The sequence below is a fragment of the Solibacillus faecavium genome, assembly GCF_014836905.1.
Lineage (GTDB): Bacteria > Bacillota > Bacilli > Bacillales_A > Planococcaceae > Solibacillus > Solibacillus faecavium.
Genome location: NZ_JACSPZ010000015.1, coordinates 1 through 17,622, shown reverse-complemented (window position 1 = coordinate 17,622; position 17,622 = coordinate 1). Strand labels below are relative to the sequence as shown.

Here is a 17,622-nt window from a genome sequence, read left to right as displayed (position 1 = left end):
TTTTTGCTTTTAGCGTTAATCTTTTTTCGTTAAGCGCCCGAGGACGAATGCACCAGCGGCTACAGCTAATAAGGTATTCGTCTTTTTATTGAATACTTGCTTTGTAACAAGTGAAATATTTTGCGGGCGCTCGGCAAGGCGACGCATAAAATACCCGTACCAATCTTCACCATAGGGTACGTATACACAAACTTGATATCCTTCACGTGAAAGCTCCAGCTGTAAGTCCTTTCGGAAGCCGTAAAGCATCTGGAATTCGAATTTTTCTTTCGGAATATCATATTGCTCAACGAAATACTTTACGTGTTTTATAATATTGTGGTCATGTGTTGCAATGGAAGTGAAATGACCATGAGCTAAATGGTATTCAATTAGCTCAATAAAGTTAATATCAATATCTAATTTGTCTTGGTAGGCAACTTCTTCTGGCTCTTTATAAGCTCCTTTTACGATACGCAGACGGAAGTCTTTAAATTGCTCGACATCTTCCTTTGCTCGGTGGAAGTAAGCTTGGATAACAGTCCCCACATTATCGAATGACTTTGAAAGTTCCTCCAGCATATCAAATGATGGCTGCAGACGATCATAATCCTCCATATCAAAGTTGACGAAAATACCATATTCATGGGCGCGTTCAACAATCTCATATAAGTTGTCGTAGCAAAAATCAATGTCGATATCCAATCCTAACTGTGAAGGTTTCAATGAAATATGTGCATCCAGTTCTTCAACTTGAATAGCTTCAATCATAGCTAGAATATCTTCTTTTGCTTTCGTTGCTTCTGATTCATCGATAACATACTCACCTAAATTATCGACGGTACATGAAATCCCTTGTTCGTTCAATTTACGAATACTGTCGATTACTTCTTCGATAGTTGTCCCAGCGACAACACTTTGTGCCCCTAATTTTAAACCATATTGTTGTGCGGCGTTTGAAAGTGTTTGGTTTTCGGATAACGAAATGAAAAAATCACGTAATGCTGCCATAATAACATCTCCTTAAATTCGTTATTTTCTTAAAATTATACCATAGCGCTATTTGCGGAAATTACAAAGCTTGAATTATTTTACACCCATTTTGATTTTCACAGAACATTCATAATAACGGCTTCAAACTTGATAAATATAAGTATTAATTTCCAAGTGATAACTTTTAATGTTTTCCCCTTTTTTAAGCGCATTTAACGTAGCTGCTAAAATAATTAACGAAATCACTAAAACTATATAAAGGGTGCTTTGGATAATGCCATTAAGTAAACAAAGCAAAATAACAAGGAGCTGCCTGAAAATCTTTTCAGAGCAGCTCCTTGTTCAGTTTAAGTATTTATGGAAAGAACGGTTCGAAAATGTGTAGGGGAAGGGGGAACACATTCTCGCTTTAGCCCTTTGTAGAGCTTAAAGGTTTTGGGAATCCTTTTGATCCACTATCCTGCACATTGCTAGGAGTCGATACTTTGCCTAAGTTTGTTAAACGTTGAGCAAAGCTATCATTTGATTTTGTAACACCTTTAAATGTATCTTGCATTTCATATGCATAGGCACCATGTTCTGCAATATCTAAGCCCTGTATTTCTTCTTCTTGAGTCACACGTAATGGGATGAAAGCTTTAATGACAAGAGTGGCAAGAGCGACTGTGCTAGCCGTCCAAGCAATAATTGCAACAACGCCTAATGCCTGCACGCCAAGTAGTGTTGCGCCACCACCATATAAAAGACCTCCGCCAGTAATATCGAACAGACCAACAGCTAATGTACCCCAAATACCGGCAACGCCATGTACTGCTACTGCTCCAACTGGATCATCAACTTTTAACTTATGGTCAATGAAGCGTACAGCTTCCACTAAAATGAAGCCACCAATTGCACCTGAGATAATGGCACCGACAATACTCAGGTTTGCAGCGCCCGCTGTAATACTAACTAAGCCTGCTAAAGCTCCGTTTAATGTTAATGAACCATCGATAAAGCCGTAACGCAAACGAGTGTAAAATGCTGTAGCAATAACACCGGCTGATGCAGCTAAAAATGTATTTGCAATAACGCCTGGAACTAATGCTGGGTCGGCAGCTAAAGTTGAAGCACCATTGAAGCCATACCAACCTAACCATAAAATGAATACACCTAATGCGCCAAGTGGAATGGAGTGACCTGGAATAACATTCACGACGCCTTTTGCATATTTCCCTACACGAGGACCAACCATTGCTGCAACAACTAATGCACCAACTGCACCAGTTAAGTGAACGACTGTGGACCCTGCGAAATCAGTGAAACCTAATGCTGTTAACCAACCATCACCTTGCCAAATCCAATGCCCAACAACAGGATAAATGATTGCTGTCATGACTACTACTAATGCCATATAGGCAACAATGTTGATACGTTCAGCAACGGCACCGGAAATAATAGTGGCGCATGTTGCAGCGAACATAGCTTGGAATACGAAGAAGGCAATGTCATCAACACCGCTTAATGCAAAACCGGTAGTACCGATAAGTCCGCTTGCTGTGTCACCAAACATTATGGCGTAGCCAACTGCAAAATAGACAATACCGCCGATTGAAATTGTTAAAATATTCTTCATTAATATATTGACCGCATTTTTAGAACGAGTAAAGCCTGCTTCAACCATTGCAAACCCAGCATGCATGAAGAAAACGAAAAATGCACCAAGCATAACCCATACTAAGTTAATCGATAATTCTAAAGCTTCGTTTGTCATAAAAATATCCTCCTTTAGTTAACGGTTAATTAATCAATTGCAATGGAACCGAGTTCTTTCGTGCGAATACGAATCGCCTGCTCTACCGGATAGATGAAAATTTTACCGTCACCAACTTCTCCTGTAGAAGCTTCGCGTAATAAAACATCGATAATCGCTTGAACTTTTGCGTTGTCTACAACCATTTCAAGCTTTAGTTTTTGAGAGAACTCCATTGAAAAGGAATTGCCGCGAAACAATCCGATTTTTCCTTCTTGTCGACCTGCACCGGCAATTTCGGAAATGCTCAGCCCATCAATACCTTCCAAAGCTAAACCTTCTCGCACTCTTGCGAAAACTTCAGGACGAATAATTGCTTCGATCTTTTTCATTTCTCCCCAACTCCTTGTGTTATGTTATCTAACATGATAAATCGATTTTCATAATAAATCAATATCTTATGTTAGGAAAAATGACATGGATATTCGATGGGTTTAATCGCATTGTGAGATGAAGTGAAGAAGGAGGGGTGAATAGTTTGAAATAGCTTTATAAAAGAATAGGAGGAGCGATTCAACGGAAGCTTTACATACCGAACGTTTTTTATTGATTCATTTGGGGAAAACTGAAATGTATTGAAACTAAAATGTGTGTGAAAATGCAGATAATGAAAATAAAAAATCTTCATACTTCGAATTAATTCAAGATAGTGTATACTATGACTAATTATGTTTTGGAAGAAGGGAACTCACGATGAATGAAAAGTATGTAGATGATAGTTTCGCTTTGCATACCGATTTATATCAAATTAATATGGCAGAAAGCTATTGGGCCGACGGTATACATGAACGCAAAGCTGTATTTGAACTCTATTTCAGGCAGTTGCCATTCGGGAATGGCTACGCTATTTTTGCAGGACTGGAACGCATGTTGAATTATTTGAAAGATTTTAAATTCAGTGAAACAGATATCGACTATTTACGTGAAGAACTCCATTATAAAGACGATTTTATTGACTATTTAAAAACTATCCGCTTTACAGGTTCGATGTATTCCATGGTGGAGGGAGAACTTGTATTTGCGAATGAGCCAATTGTACGCATCGAAGCACCATTGGTTGAAGCACAGTTAATCGAAACGGCTTTATTGAATATCGTCAACTATCAAACGCTTATCGCAACGAAGGCGAGTCGCATAAAGCAAGTGGTCCACAATGAAATTGCAATGGAATTTGGAACACGCCGTGCACAAGAGATGGATGCTGCAATTTGGGGAGCTCGTGCCGCAGTAATAGGCGGTTTTGAATCTACTTCAAATGTACGTGCAGGTAAATTGTTCAATATTCCTGTATCGGGCACGCATGCGCATGCTTTAGTTCAGGCGTATAAAAATGACTATGATGCATTTCATTCGTATGCGAAGCGTCATAAAGACTGTGTATTTTTAGTCGATACGTACAACACGCTAAAGTCAGGTGTACCGACGGCGATTCAAGTTGCAAAAGAACTTGGGGACAAAATCAATTTTGTTGGTATTCGATTGGATAGTGGGGATATTGCTTTCCTTTCCAAAGAAGCGCGCCGTATGCTTGATGAAGCTGGATTCCCTAATGCGAAAGTCATTGTTTCAAACGATCTGGATGAATACACAATACTAAACCTGAAAGCGCAGGGTGCACGAGTTGATATGTGGGGTATTGGCACAAAGCTCATTACTGCATACGACCAACCGGCGTTAGGTGCGGTTTATAAAATGGTTTCAATTGAAAATGAACATGGTGAAATGGAAGATACGATAAAAATTTCTGCTAATGCTGAAAAGGTAACAACGCCAGGATTAAAACGAGTTTACCGTATTATTAATAAGAAAAACGGTAAATCGGAAGGCGATTATATCGCGATGGCTGATGAGAACCCGGCAGCAGAAGAACGTATTAAAATGTTCCATCCGGTTCATACATTCATTTCGAAATTCGTTACAAATTTTGAAGCGAAAGAGCTTCATCAACTCATTATTGATCATGGGGAAATTGTATATGATAACCCATCAATAACAGATATACGTAAATACGCTCATGCCAATTTAGATTTATTATGGGATGAATATAAGCGTTCCTTAAACCCGGAAGAATATCCAGTAGATTTGAGTCAAAAATGCTGGGATAATAAAATGCGCAACATTCAAGAAGTGCGAGATATGGTAACAGAACTCGAATAACGTTAAGGGGTGTGTACATTGTCATTATTACAACAACAAATTATTGAAGAATTAAAAGTAATGCCAACAATTAATGTTGAAGAGGAAATCCGTAAATCTATTGATTTTCTAAAGGATTATGCAAAAAAGCATCCGTTTTTGAAAGGATTTGTCCTAGGTATTAGTGGTGGACAGGATTCTACGCTAACAGGGAAGCTTGCACAAATGGCGGTGGATGAGTTAAATGAAGAAGCCGGCACACACACATATTCATTTTGGGCGGTACGACTTCCGTATGGGCTTCAGAAGGATGAACAAGATTGTCAAGATGCGCTCGACTTTATCCAACCGACAAAAATTTATACGGTGAATATTAAAGAATCTGTTGATGCTAGTGTCAACGCTTTATTAGCGGCGGGTGTAACGCTGAGCGATTTTGCGAAAGGGAATGAAAAAGCCCGTGAGCGTATGAAGGTGCAGTATTCAATTGCAGCCATGCATAATGGGGTCGTAATTGGAACTGACCATGCAGCCGAAGCAGTAACAGGATTCTATACGAAATATGGAGATGGTGGCGTAGATTTAGTACCAATCTTCCGTTTAAATAAACGACAAGGCCGTCAACTATTGAAGTATTTAAATTGTCCGGTTCATCTATATGAAAAAGTCCCAACCGCTGATTTGGAAGAAAATCGTCCAGCATTACCGGATGAAGTGGCATTGGGGATCACATACGATCAGGTTGATGATTATTTAGAAGGTAAAGAGATTCCTGAACAGGCGCGTATTACGCTGGAAGGACATTATTTGCGTTCGATGCATAAACGTCATATGCCAATTACAATTTTTGATGATTTTTGGAAATGATAATTAAAGCTGTGTCACGGGAAAAGTGACGCAGCTTTTTTATTTGTAAATATAATAATTTTTGAACAAGTCGATATAAAAGGGAGGAAGGGGGAACTACACTATGAGGACTTCTAGAGTTGCCGCTACACCAAGTAGTATTTATCGCAACTCGACGCGTGCAATGTTATCGGATACGCATTTTGTGGATGTGATCAACAGTGGGATGCATGATCATTTTCGTGACCCTCGCGAGCAGCTACCTAAAAAGAAACAAAAAAAGAAACCGCAGCAACGTCCTAAAAAGCTTTTACATAACAAGGGTCACTATATTATTAAAGGAATGCAGTACAATGCGAATTCAGCAGAAACCTTAAGGCGTTTGTTGCAGTATTCTGAGCGGGTAACTACCCTCAATAATGCTAATCGCCGGATAACAACCTATAAAACATCTATATAAATCACTTCACTTTGAAATATAAGTGAGGTGATTTTCCATTTATAAAGTAAACTAGTTGTACTAACATTTTGTTTTAGTTATGCTTAAACTATATGTAATATATGGTACATTTCAGCTGGGAGGACTATTCATGAACGAACAAATCGAGAAAATAATCAGAAATATCGAAAAAGTGATGATAGGGAAAAGAGAGATTGCTGAGTTAAGTATTGTTTCATTACTCGCTGGAGGACATGTATTATTGGAGGACGTACCAGGTGTAGGGAAAACGATGATGGTACGTGCCCTTTCGAAATCTTTAGGTACTAGTTTTAAGCGAATTCAGTTTACACCAGATTTACTGCCATCTGATGTAATTGGCGTTTCAATATACAACCCGAAAACTTTACAATTTGAGTTTCGTCCAGGACCGATAGTAGGGAACATTGTTTTAGCGGATGAAATTAACCGTACATCTCCGAAAACACAGGCAGCTTTATTGGAAAGTATGGAAGAAGCATCAATTACAGTAGATGGTGATACGATTCAACTGCCAAAGCCATTTTTCGTCATGGCTACACAAAATCCAATTGAATATGAAGGCACATACCCGCTTCCTGAAGCTCAATTAGACCGCTTTTTGCTCAAAATTAAAATGGGCTATCCGACAAAAGAAGAGGAAATCGAAGTACTGAGCCGTGCCGAGAGAACGGTACCGATTGATGATATTTCGGCAGTATTAACGATTGAGCAATTAATGGAACTGCAAAGGCAAGTGAAAGAAGTGCATGTAGAAAATAATATAAAAGAATATATTGTGTCACTCGCTCAAAATACTCGTCAGCATCACAATGTATATTTAGGAGTGAGTCCCCGTGCTTCTATTGCATTAATGCGTGCTGCACAAAGCTATGCGTTTATGAAAGGGAGAGATTATGTTATCCCGGATGATGTCCAATATTTAGTGAAATTCGTATTCAGTCACCGTATCATTCTAAAACCAGAAACACGCTATGAAGGGATTACAGAAGAGCAAGTAATTGAAAATGTGCTTCACTATGCCCATGTTCCCGTGAAAAGGTATGTTCCGGAATGAGGGGATTCAAACAGTTTTTCCGGCATAGCGGTCGCTTAGTTACCGTTATTTTATTGCTAGTTATAACGTATTGCTATGCGATGTTCCAAGGGGGCTTTGTCAGCTGGTTTGTCTTTTTTACAATCTTACCCTTTTTGCTCTATTCAATATTACTTGCTGTTTTCCCCATTCATTTTAAAGAAATATCCCGAACACTATCGAAGGATCGGATTGAACGAGGGAACAATGTGCAGGTGACGGTAAGGTTTCGGAATACGAGTTGGTTTCCAATCGTGTTTATGATGGTGCAGGAGTTGCCGATGGACAATGGGCTTTATGAAAGACCAAATGGAAATGTGACAAAGTTATTTTTAGTTGGATGGAAACGTGAATTCGAATGGACATATGAATTGAAAGCATTAAAACGCGGGGAATATCATTTTAAAGGCTTGGAGTTTACGTGTACGGACTTTTTTGGATGGACGATTCGTAAAGTGGCAGTGAATCATCCTCAACTCTTTTTAGTTTATCCGAAAGTGTCGGATGTGAACGTATTGCCGATAGGGATGCAATATGATCAAGGCTCCAGTCAGTCGCGCTATTCTTTAGTAAAGGATACAACGATGGCAACCGGAGTACGTGAATATATACCGGGGGATCGTTTTTCCTGGATACATTGGAAATCCTTTGCGAAAAATGGCGAACTACGGACGAAAGAATTCGAAGATCGTAAATCGCAAAATATGTTTATATTAATAGATCGTGCTGTTCATAAAAATTTCGAGCAAGTAATCGATTATACAGCATCCTATATTAATAAAATCGTAAAAGGAAATGGTGATGTTTCTTTTTTAAGTGCGGGTGATGATCGATATTTTGCACCAATAATAAAAACAGACAAACAATTTGAGAAGGTGCTTCAACACTTGGTAACTGTACAGCCTGATGCGCAGTTTGGTATAGAGCGTCTGCTATATGAAGAACAAAAATTCATGAGCCGCTCAGTCGTAGTTATTGTAACGGGTGAACTCGTGCCGGAACTGCGGGAAATTTTAAATTCAGGAACAAAATATGCCCGTAAAATTATTTGCTTTGTCGTAAATGACGAAAAAGATTCCGTGCAGCTCTTTAGTCAAAACAACGAGGTTCATTACGTAGGTTCGGATGAGCTGCAGTCAATATATTCGGAGGTGAAGCACGCATGAGACGCAGTACTTCCGAAAAGATTGAATTCACTATTTTCTATATTATTATTTTCCTGATTTTAAGAGAATGGCTTTTACCGATTATGGAATTGACAAGTACAGGCTATTTTATGCAGTTTTTAGTCTTTATGGGCATCTGTTTAATATTGGGGATTTTTTCATTACCGTTTGCGGTATCTTGGATTATTAAGTTAGTTTATATTACATGGTTTATTGTAAGTGTTTATAATGATGGTCAACTAACGGCAATGCAATTTTTATCGAATGAACTAAAAAATAATGTGAATACAATTTTAGCGGGTGAATGGATTTATGTAAGTGATCCATTCCGTACAAGCTTGTTTTTCATTTTAATTTGGATGCTGATTTATTTAATTCAGCATTGGGTAAGTGTGCGCTTTAGCATCTACTATTTCCTTCTGCTTACAGTGTTTTTCATCGGTACACTTGATACTTTTACCGAATATGATGGAACGATGGCCATTATAAAAGTAATGATTTTAGGGCTTATCCTTACAGCTCTTCTTTTCATAAAACGATTGATGGCAGCGGCTAATATGCAAAAGGATTGGACGAGTTATTTAGTTTATGCGACCCCGATTATTATTTTTGTAACAATCGCAGGGATTATAGCAATCTATTTACCAAAATCAGAGCCGCAATGGCCGGACCCAGTACCGTATATGAAGGGGGTTGCCGGGATTGGGGGATCTTCTTCACAATCATTCGCCACAGTAGGTTACGGGGATAATGATGAAAGTCTTGGAGGTCCGTTTGTTGGCGATAATACACTTGTCTATGAAATTCAAACACCGATTCGCCAATATTGGCGTGTAGAAACGAAAGATTTTTACACATCAAAAGGGTGGATTCATTCTGGTGACGAGTCTATGCAACAGACGCTGCAAATGACGGATAGGTTACCGCTTTCCATTAATCCAGGACCGGAAGACCCACAATCTGTACAGGTGCTAGCGGTAAATCCAGCTTACCGATTTTTGGTACAGGCATATGGAACAACTTCCTATGAACTTTATGATCCACAAAGTTTAATTAGGTTTGATGCGAGTAACGAAAAAATGGTTCCGGTTATAAATAATAATGTGGTTTCTCCTTCGTCGTATGAAATGACATTCCAACAACCAGAATATAGCTATACCGCATTAAAAGATTCTTTATCTTCCACGGAAAATGATTCGCGCTATTTGCAGCTTCCTGATAATTTACCGCAGCGAGTTACAGACTTAGCGTATGAAATTACAGATATGTATGAAAGTGTTTATGATAAAGCGCGTGCAGTGGAAGGTTACTTTGCGAGAAGTGGCTTTCAATATGAAACGACAAACGTACAAGTTCCTAAAGGAAATCAAGATTACGTAGACCAGTTTTTGTTTGAAACAAAACTCGGCTACTGTGATAACTTCTCAACTTCAATGGTTGTATTGCTTCGTTCGGTAGGGATCCAGGCACGTTGGGTTAAGGGATTCTCAAGTGGAGAACGAGTACAAGAAAACGATGGTATGTATACGTATGTAGTGACAAATAATGATGCCCATTCATGGGTGGAAGCATATATTGACGGCATTGGCTGGGTACCCTTTGAGCCGACAATTGGTTTTAGTAACCCGATGAATATTAATTATGATGTCGATTTAGAAATGCCTGAAGAAGAACAATTACCTGAAATGGAAGAACAACCGGAAGTCGTGCAACCAGAACTAGAAGAACAAGATTCACAGCAGCCTGCTAATGGTGCTGCAAATACAATCAACTGGTCTAATTTCAAATGGGTAGTTTATGGATTATTAGCCATACTACTAATAGGGTTTATCGTTATGTGGAGAAAGCGCGGCACGTGGCAACCGAAACTTGCTGTGAAAATGAACCGTTCAAAATTAGATCACTCGGACACATTTGAAGAAGGTTATTTAGTATTGTTAAAACAATTGGAACGTATTCATTTGAAGCGTCGTCAAGATGAGACGTTACAACAATTTGCGCTACGTGTTGATAATCAGTTAAATACAACAAAGATGAGAGAGTTAACTGCCTTTTATGAGAAACTGATTTATGACAAAAAAACCAAAAAATTAGACACGACAGAAATGAAAGAAATTTGGGAATATTTAATCAATCGCACGAGTGGTTGATTTTAGCTCATTGAAAGAGTAAAATTTAGAAAAATGAATAGTATTGTGCCTTCATATAAGTCTGGTAATATGGTCCAGATGTTTCTACTAAGTTACCCTAAATAACTTATCTATGACGGTGGGTTTCACTATATCCCTTAATAGGGACAGGTATACCCACTTGAAGAAGAGATGAAATATGAACGCGTAGAATTTACTTTCTTACGCGTTTTTTTCTTAATTATAGGCCGCAAAAAATTAGAAGAGGTGGAAATTGTGTCAACTCCTATGTTAAAAGAACTTGAAAAGATTGTCGTTCTTGATTTCGGTAGTCAGTTCAATCAGTTAATTACGCGTCGTATCCGTGAGTTCGGCGTATTCTCAGAATTACATCCACATACGGTTACAGCAGAAGATATCAAAGAAATGAATGCTGTAGGTATCATATTCTCAGGGGGTCCAAACTCTGTGTATGATGAATCAGCATTTCATGTTGATCCGGCAATTTTTGAATTAGGGCTACCGATTTTAGGTATCTGTTACGGAATGCAGTTAATGGCACACACTCAGGGTGGTAAAGTAGAAGGTGCCATTACTCGTGAATATGGGAAAGCAGAAATTAACGTGCCTTCAGATAATAAACTTTTCGCGGATTTACCAAAAAATCAAGTTGTTTGGATGAGTCACGGTGACCATGTAACAGCTGTACCAGAAGGATTTGAAGTAATCGCGACTAGTCCTGCATGTCCGATAGCAGCAATGGCTGATACATCTCGTAACTTATATGCAGTCCAATTCCATCCGGAAGTACGCCACTCTGTATACGGAAATGATTTACTGAAAAACTTCGTATTCAATGTATGTGAAGCAAAAGGCGATTGGTCAATGGCTAACTTCATTGATATCGAAATTGCGAAAATTCGTGAGCAAGTTGGCGATAAGCAAGTTCTTTGTGCATTATCAGGCGGAGTAGATTCTTCTGTAGTAGCGGTATTAATCCACAAAGCTATTGGTGATCAGTTAACTTGTATGTTCGTTGACCACAACCTAAACCGTAAAGGCGAAGTTGAGCAAGTAATGAAAACCTTCACAGAAGACTTTGATATGAAACTAATTAAAATCGATGCTCGTGAACGTTTCATGAACAAGTTAAAAGGTGTTTCTGACCCAGAGCAAAAGCGTAAAATTATCGGTAACGAGTTCATTTACGTGTTTGATGAAGAGTCATCAAAACTAAAAGATATGGATTTCTTAGCCCAAGGTACGCTTTACACGGACATTATCGAGTCAGGTACAGCAACTGCTCAAACAATTAAATCACATCATAATGTTGGTGGATTACCAGAAGACATGAAGTTTGAATTAATCGAACCTTTAAATACATTATTCAAAGACGAAGTGCGTGCTTTAGGTTTAGAGCTAGGTCTTCCTGAAGCAGTAGTATGGCGTCAACCATTCCCAGGCCCTGGTTTAGGTATCCGTGTACTTGGTGAAGTAACAGAAGAAAAACTAGATATCGTTCGTGAAGCTGACTATATTCTACGCGAAGAAATTAAAAAAGCAGGTCTTGACCGTGATATTTGGCAATACTTCTGCGTATTACCTGACATCCGTTCAGTAGGTGTAATGGGGGATGGTCGTACGTACGACTACGCAATCGGTATCCGCGGCGTAACGTCAATCGACGGCATGACATCTGACTGGGCACGTATCCCTTATGATGTATTAGAGAAGATTTCTGTGCGTATCGTAAATGAAGTGAAACACGTAAACCGCGTGCTGTATGACATCACTTCTAAGCCACCAGCAACGATTGAGTGGGAATAAACGCTCGCCAAATTTCGAGGAGCCACTGCACCGCAGAAGTTTTTTGCGGTAGCAAAGCGAGCGTTTGCGACGAGCAAGCAAAGCGGCGCAGGAGCACAATAAATTAATTAACAATGAAAAAAGCTTAGTAGAGCCTTATTTGATAAGGTTTCTGCTGAGCTTTTTTACTTAGTTTTAAATTTTTTTGCGAATATATGTAAGGTTAACAGTGCACTATAAGGTTTACTTCAGTAAAATAAGGTATAGTATATTTGTTGGATGGATTCTCTTTAAGGATTAGAAAAGTAGGTGAACAAAGTGGGGAAATATCAATTGGATACAAAAGGTAAGGTAGCTGTGACAAAGTATCATGAAAAAAACAAACCTGCCAAATTTGATAAAAAACAGCAACTTGAAAAAATACGTGCAGAGTATTTGAAGAAGAAACAAGAACAAACAGATAAATAGGATAACTGTAGACATAGGAGGATGCTTTTTCCCCTATGTTTTTCTTGTTTTTGAACAAGTAGGACTTAAAAAAGATAGCGGTTAAATAAACATTTTTATTCTTTCAGTTTTATTGCGAATTGTTAAATTTATATTACTCGGGTTTAGTATTTCTGAGAAAAGGTATTGATTAGTATACCTATAATCAAGATAAACGAGCGGTATGAACTAAACTATTAAAAAAATGGAGGAATGAAACATGGAAACAAGTGAAAACAAAAAATTACATGGTATTTACAATACGGAAATGGAATTACAAGCAGAAATGGATCGCCTTCGTACACAAGGATATGGTGAAGAGGACATGTACATCGTGTCGAATCATAACCAACAGCTTTCAATGTATCGAGGATCGTCTTCATATGGAAATGATGTAAAAGAGGGTTCATGGTGGGATCGCTTCAAAGCATTCATCATGGGGGAAGATTTAGTGCGTGATAAATATTTCACACAAATGGGTTTAACAGAAGATGAACGAAATCGTTATTATAAAGATTTACAAGAAGGTAAGTATTTATTGTATGTGGATAAAGATTATGGAACTTACTTCGATGAAGGTACAGAAAATTACGGGGTAAATAAAACTGAAGAAGAGCGGTTAGCCCTTCATGAAGAAGAGTTGCTACAACGTGAAAAAAATGATATTCACAACACATCAACAAATTTAGATGAGTCGTTAAATCGAACAAATCGTCAATATTAAGAGCTGTAATTAAATATAAGGAAGTCTATATTGTATAGGCTTCCTTTTTATGTTTAAAAGTATTTACTCTTCAATAGTATCTTTTGGGCGGGATTTCCACTCAATTCCACTCGATACACAACCTAATGTCACAATTAATAAAAGTACAAATAATGTGTTATGCAACCAATACGGCAATTAAAGCCCTCCTTTAAACTATCTTTAACGAATATTATTTTAACATATTAAAAAGATAGAATGTACAATTTAGAGCTGGTGAAGTTAACAAAATAAATTAAAAGCCTAAGTAGCTTATAGGCATACTCAGGCTAATATGATTAGTTTTCTTTTTTTTCGATGAAGAACGTTATGACGAAAAATAGGAAGAATGCGATTAATAAAATTGATCCACCTACAATGAAAAATATCATATTTAATGTTTCATTAGTGTTCAAAGGATCTAAGTAGTGTAGCCACATTCCTATACATAACCCAACGGCACCAATCATACCTAAAATACTTTGAATCTTTACGTAAAGTAGTTTGCGGATTGGTACAGAATAATAGAAAATTCCCCACGCAAATACCGATAACCATCCTACTAATACAAAGTGAGCGTGAATTGGACGTAAAGCATAATTCATTTCTCCACTCATAATAGAACCGATTAAAACACCTAAAAAGCCAAAAATTGCCGCGAAGCGAATTAAACGCATCGCCCATATTCGTTGTTGTGTCAAAAAAATCCCTCCAAAAAAATTCATTTCAAGTTAACTATAAAAGAGTAATATGACATCTCTATAAACTTTCCTAAGAAAATATTCTATTATTCCAGTAAATCTAACACATCATATAGCTCGTAGTCAGCTAATATCTCTTTAGGTAAGAAAGTGAGCAATTCCTCTTTTGATGCCCAAAGATACTGCTCATGTTCGCTTGATAAAGATATTTGACTTTCTTCACTCTCGCATAAATAGGAAAGTAAAACAATTTGTCGGTCATTACTTGTAAAGAAGGTGGTGGAAAATAAGAGGCTTTTCACGGTTATTCTCAATCCTACTTCTTCGAGAAATTCTCTTTTAAGTGCTTCTTCCAAGGATTCACCGAAGTTTAAATTTCCTCCTACTACCTCCCATGTTTCTGCGCCGAAAGAATCGGTATGTGACCGTTTAATAATTAATATTCTGTTATCTCTAATAAGAACGCCTTTTACAACAACCTTTATTTCATTCAAAAAATCCCCTCCAAAGTAAATGTATGTAATAGAAAAATAGGTAGAATTACAGTATATACCAAGTCGGCAAAAAGGCGTTTAGTAAATTTTAAGAAAAGACTTGGCTAAATTATGAATGTTTTCACGAACCTTTTTCAATAAAAATTAAAAAATGTTCGGATATGGGCTTGTAATTTGAAAAATGAAATGTTATATTACTAGCGTAAATTAAATATGTCGTCGTATAATGTCGGGAATATGGCCCGTAAGTTTCTACCGAATCACCGTAAATGATTCGACTACGATTTAAAATAAGTTTCGATTCTATTTAACTAATAGAAACTATTCTTATTTCCATAAATCGTAGACATGCAGCCTAACAGCTTAGCGTGTCTTTTTGTTTTATAGGATCGAAACCCTCGATAGTTGTAAGACGACAACACGGAGGAAAATTTCATTATGAAAAAGTATTTCGAGTTTGATAAACTTGGGACAAATTATCGCAAAGAGATATTAGGTGGTTTCACTACATTCTTAGCGATGGCCTATATTTTAATTGTTAATCCATTAACATTAACATTAGCGGATGTACCTGATCTTCCGGATTCAATGCGTATGGATTATGGTGCAGTATTCGTAGCAACAGCCTTATCAGCAGCTGTTGGATCGTTTGTAATGGGATTCTTGGCAAAGTATCCGTTGGCTTTGGCACCGGGACTTGGACTAAACGCATTCTTTGCTTATACAGTTGTTTTAACAAACGGAAGTCCATGGCAGCATGCTTTGGCAGCGGTATTCGTTTCAGGTGTGTTCTTCTTGATTTTAACTTTAACAGGTTTACGTGAAAAATTAATTAATGCAATTCCAATGGAATTAAAATTAGCAGTTGGTGCAGGTATTGGTTTATTCATCGCATTTATCGGTTTAAAAAATGCCGGAATTGTTATTGCGAATCCAGCAACATTTGTTGGTATTGGTAACTTAACAGATCCAGAAGTATTGTTGGCTATATTTGGTATAGTTATTACGGTTATTTTCTTAGTTCGTGGTATGAAAGCCGGAGTATTCGTCGGGATGGCTATTACCGCTGTAGCGGGTATGATCTTTGGATTAGTGGAATTACCATCACAAATTGCAGCGATGCCACCATCTTTAGAACCAACATTCGGTGCGCTTTTCTCGGCTTTTAGAGACGCAGAGTTTTATACTTTAGCAATGCTTTCAGTTATCTTAACTTTCCTATTCGTTGACTTCTTTGACAATGCGGGAACATTAATGGCTGTAGCTAACCAAGCTGGATTTGTTAAGGACAATAAACTACCTCGTGCAGGTAAAGCTTTAATTTCTGATTCGATTGCAACAATTGCAGGATCTATTTTTGGTACATCGACAGTAACTTCATTTGTTGAGTCTTCTTCGGGAGTAGCTGCTGGTGCTCGATCTGGTTTTGCAGCAATTGTGACAGGTGTATTCTTCCTATTAGCACTATTCTTCTTACCGATTCTAAGTGTTGTAACTTCAGCGGTAACGGCTCCAGCGTTAATCGTTGTAGGAGTATTAATGGTTGCATCACTTGGGAAAATTGAGTGGGAAAAATTCGAAATTGCAGTACCGGCATTCTTCACTATGTTAATGATGCCTTTAACATTCTCGATTGCAACAGGTGTTGCTGTAGGTTTCGTATTCTACCCATTAACAATGATTGTCGCAGGGCGTGCAAAAGAAGTTCATCCAATTATGTACGTGTTCGGATTTATATTCTTGCTTTACTTAGGTACTGCAGCACATTAATAAAATTTAATCTTAGCTACTTAGACAATTCGTTTAAGTAGCTTTTTTTATTCGGCGGTACCTCCCGATTACAAATTAAGTTACGGATGATTAGAAGGACAACCAATATCGAGGTAGAAGATAAATGTATAAGGGGTGAGTAGATTATGGAAGTAAAAATTATTGAAGCTAGTACAACTGACTATATAGAAGTAAACCGAATTGTAAGGGAAGGGCATGAGGAACACGTAGAAGGGGATCGGTCTATTTTTCGAAGTGTAGAAACGGTGATGCCTGAAGATTATTACAATGAACTATTAAAGAATGATAATAGTAAAATATTTATTGCAAAATTAGAAGAAGAGACGGTTGGCTTTGCAATAATAAGTTTGGAAGTATCACCGCCATTCCCTTCGTTAGTTTCTCGGAATTATGCCTACATACATGATTTTGGCGTTGATCAAAAAAAGAAACGTCGATCAATCGGTTCGAAGCTCTTTGAAAGGTGTATTCAATGGTCGGAAGAAAAAAATGTAACGTCAGTGGAGTTGAATGTGTGGGAATTTAATGAAGATGCATTAGCATTTTATGAGAAACAAGGCATGAAAGCTATTAGTAGAAGAATGCGAATCGATATTAAATATCTTTTTTCTTCTAGATGGGAGGGGGGGAAGATGAATTTTGGGGGTGACAAGTAAAAGAACTTTACGTTATATATAATAGGAAGAAACTCTATATGAATGCCAGTCTAAATATCAGAAAATTTTTTCTTTTAAAAAGGGGTTGCGTAAAGCTTACATACGGGTGTATAGTTAATCACGTTGCTGCGACACACTGAAGCAAGCAACACAAACGAAAAACAAATTTTAATAAAGTTGTTGACAAGTAAAAACAACTCAGTTATAATTTGAAACAGTCGCACAAACGACTGACAAATGAACCTTGAAAACTGAACAAGCAACGTTAATGAAATAAGCTTCTTAAATGAAGCAAACAATAGATTTTAACTTTTAATTAAGTTAAATCGCTAGCAAAGCAAATGAGCTTTCA

16 protein-coding genes and 2 riboswitches are annotated in these 17,622 nt (G+C 37.7%); of the genes, 11 read left to right on the top strand and 5 right to left on the bottom strand.

Features of this window, described 5'->3' with window-relative positions; genetic code table 11:
• Positions 1 to 15: 15 nt before the first annotated feature.
• The 3 genes from H9635_RS18590 to H9635_RS18580 form a co-directional block, all read right to left on the bottom strand.
• A complete protein-coding gene (locus H9635_RS18590; protein WP_191701814.1) occupies positions 16 to 990 on the bottom strand; it encodes a proline dehydrogenase family protein in 975 nt (324 codons plus the stop codon).
• A 391-nt stretch (positions 991 to 1,381) separates the two neighbouring features.
• On the bottom strand, positions 1,382 to 2,725 hold the full coding sequence (locus tag H9635_RS18585; protein WP_191701813.1) for an ammonium transporter: 1,344 nt from the start codon (positions 2,723 to 2,725) through the stop codon (positions 1,382 to 1,384).
• 29 nt (positions 2,726 to 2,754) lie between these two features.
• Positions 2,755 to 3,096, bottom strand: a complete 342-nt coding sequence (locus H9635_RS18580; protein ID WP_191701812.1) for a P-II family nitrogen regulator — start codon at positions 3,094 to 3,096, stop codon at positions 2,755 to 2,757.
• A gap of 361 nt (positions 3,097 to 3,457) precedes the next feature.
• Here H9635_RS18580 and H9635_RS18575 point away from each other — a divergent pair, with 361 nt between their 5' ends.
• The 9 genes from H9635_RS18575 (at position 3,458) to H9635_RS18535 (ending at position 13,610) form a co-directional block, all read left to right on the top strand.
• A complete protein-coding gene (locus H9635_RS18575; RefSeq protein ID WP_191701811.1) occupies positions 3,458 to 4,921 on the top strand; it encodes a nicotinate phosphoribosyltransferase in 1,464 nt (487 codons plus the stop codon).
• A gap of 18 nt (positions 4,922 to 4,939) precedes the next feature.
• Positions 4,940 to 5,767: an ammonia-dependent NAD(+) synthetase gene (gene nadE, locus H9635_RS18570; RefSeq protein ID WP_191701810.1), complete on the top strand. Its 828-nt coding sequence runs from the start codon at positions 4,940 to 4,942 to the stop codon at positions 5,765 to 5,767.
• A gap of 103 nt (positions 5,768 to 5,870) precedes the next feature.
• Positions 5,871 to 6,206, top strand: a complete 336-nt coding sequence (locus H9635_RS18565) for a hypothetical protein (protein WP_191701809.1) — start codon at positions 5,871 to 5,873, stop codon at positions 6,204 to 6,206.
• A 130-nt stretch (positions 6,207 to 6,336) separates the two neighbouring features.
• Positions 6,337 to 7,281 (top strand): AAA family ATPase, encoded by a 945-nt coding sequence (locus H9635_RS18560; protein WP_191701808.1) that lies wholly within the window; start codon positions 6,337 to 6,339, stop codon positions 7,279 to 7,281.
• Positions 7,278 to 8,465, top strand: coding sequence for a DUF58 domain-containing protein (locus tag H9635_RS18555; RefSeq protein WP_191701807.1), 1,188 nt, complete (start codon positions 7,278 to 7,280; stop codon positions 8,463 to 8,465). The genes H9635_RS18560 and H9635_RS18555 overlap by 4 nt, the downstream gene beginning before the upstream one ends.
• On the top strand, positions 8,462 to 10,615 hold the full coding sequence (locus H9635_RS18550) for a transglutaminaseTgpA domain-containing protein (protein WP_191701806.1): 2,154 nt from the start codon (positions 8,462 to 8,464) through the stop codon (positions 10,613 to 10,615). Before H9635_RS18555 ends, H9635_RS18550 begins: the two co-directional genes overlap by 4 nt.
• 31 nt (positions 10,616 to 10,646) lie before the next feature.
• A riboswitch (purine riboswitch) is annotated at positions 10,647 to 10,748 on the top strand.
• Between the two features lie 134 nt (positions 10,749 to 10,882).
• Positions 10,883 to 12,421, top strand: a complete 1,539-nt coding sequence (gene guaA, locus H9635_RS18545; RefSeq protein ID WP_191701805.1) for a glutamine-hydrolyzing GMP synthase — start codon at positions 10,883 to 10,885, stop codon at positions 12,419 to 12,421.
• A 297-nt stretch (positions 12,422 to 12,718) separates the two neighbouring features.
• Positions 12,719 to 12,868, top strand: a complete 150-nt coding sequence (locus H9635_RS18540; RefSeq protein WP_191701804.1) for a hypothetical protein — start codon at positions 12,719 to 12,721, stop codon at positions 12,866 to 12,868.
• Positions 12,869 to 13,106: 238 nt separating this feature from the next.
• Positions 13,107 to 13,610 (top strand): general stress protein, encoded by a 504-nt coding sequence (locus tag H9635_RS18535; RefSeq protein ID WP_191701803.1) that lies wholly within the window; start codon positions 13,107 to 13,109, stop codon positions 13,608 to 13,610.
• Positions 13,611 to 13,927: 317 nt separating this feature from the next.
• Here the strand turns inward: H9635_RS18535 and H9635_RS18530 are convergent, their stop codons facing one another.
• Positions 13,928 to 14,329, bottom strand: coding sequence for a hypothetical protein (locus H9635_RS18530; RefSeq protein ID WP_191701802.1), 402 nt, complete (start codon positions 14,327 to 14,329; stop codon positions 13,928 to 13,930).
• Between the two features lie 86 nt (positions 14,330 to 14,415).
• The gene (locus H9635_RS18525) at positions 14,416 to 14,823 is read right to left on the bottom strand and encodes an NUDIX hydrolase (protein ID WP_191701801.1); all 408 of its coding nucleotides are present in this window, start codon (positions 14,821 to 14,823) and stop codon (positions 14,416 to 14,418) included.
• 199 nt (positions 14,824 to 15,022) lie between these two features.
• Positions 15,023 to 15,124: riboswitch (purine riboswitch) on the top strand.
• 137 nt (positions 15,125 to 15,261) lie between these two features.
• Between H9635_RS18525 and H9635_RS18520 the strand changes: the two genes are divergently transcribed.
• Both H9635_RS18520 and H9635_RS18515 read left to right on the top strand, forming a co-directional pair.
• Entirely contained in the window at positions 15,262 to 16,593 is a 1,332-nt protein-coding gene (locus H9635_RS18520) for an NCS2 family permease (RefSeq protein ID WP_191701800.1), read from the top strand.
• A gap of 146 nt (positions 16,594 to 16,739) precedes the next feature.
• Positions 16,740 to 17,270, top strand: coding sequence for a GNAT family N-acetyltransferase (locus H9635_RS18515; protein WP_191701799.1), 531 nt, complete (start codon positions 16,740 to 16,742; stop codon positions 17,268 to 17,270).
• Positions 17,271 to 17,622 lie beyond the last annotated feature (352 nt).

What these genes read in the sequence shown, in the direction of transcription:
- H9635_RS18550 (WP_191701806.1), top strand. Translation starts at nt 8,462, where the DNA reads ATGAGACGCAGTACTTCCGAAAAGATTGAATTCACTATTTTCTATATT.
- H9635_RS18535 (WP_191701803.1), top strand. Translation starts at nt 13,107, where the DNA reads ATGGAAACAAGTGAAAACAAAAAATTACATGGTATTTACAATACGGAA.
- H9635_RS18590 (WP_191701814.1), bottom strand. Translation starts at nt 990, where the DNA reads ATGGCAGCATTACGTGATTTTTTCATTTCGTTATCCGAAAACCAAACA.
- H9635_RS18585 (WP_191701813.1), bottom strand. Translation starts at nt 2,725, where the DNA reads ATGACAAACGAAGCTTTAGAATTATCGATTAACTTAGTATGGGTTATG.
- H9635_RS18555 (WP_191701807.1), top strand. Translation starts at nt 7,278, where the DNA reads ATGAGGGGATTCAAACAGTTTTTCCGGCATAGCGGTCGCTTAGTTACC.
- H9635_RS18580 (WP_191701812.1), bottom strand. Translation starts at nt 3,096, where the DNA reads ATGAAAAAGATCGAAGCAATTATTCGTCCTGAAGTTTTCGCAAGAGTG.
- H9635_RS18515 (WP_191701799.1), top strand. Translation starts at nt 16,740, where the DNA reads ATGGAAGTAAAAATTATTGAAGCTAGTACAACTGACTATATAGAAGTA.
- H9635_RS18575 (WP_191701811.1), top strand. Translation starts at nt 3,458, where the DNA reads ATGAATGAAAAGTATGTAGATGATAGTTTCGCTTTGCATACCGATTTA.
- H9635_RS18560 (WP_191701808.1), top strand. Translation starts at nt 6,337, where the DNA reads ATGAACGAACAAATCGAGAAAATAATCAGAAATATCGAAAAAGTGATG.
- H9635_RS18565 (WP_191701809.1), top strand. Translation starts at nt 5,871, where the DNA reads ATGAGGACTTCTAGAGTTGCCGCTACACCAAGTAGTATTTATCGCAAC.
- H9635_RS18520 (WP_191701800.1), top strand. Translation starts at nt 15,262, where the DNA reads ATGAAAAAGTATTTCGAGTTTGATAAACTTGGGACAAATTATCGCAAA.
- guaA (WP_191701805.1), top strand. Translation starts at nt 10,883, where the DNA reads ATGTTAAAAGAACTTGAAAAGATTGTCGTTCTTGATTTCGGTAGTCAG.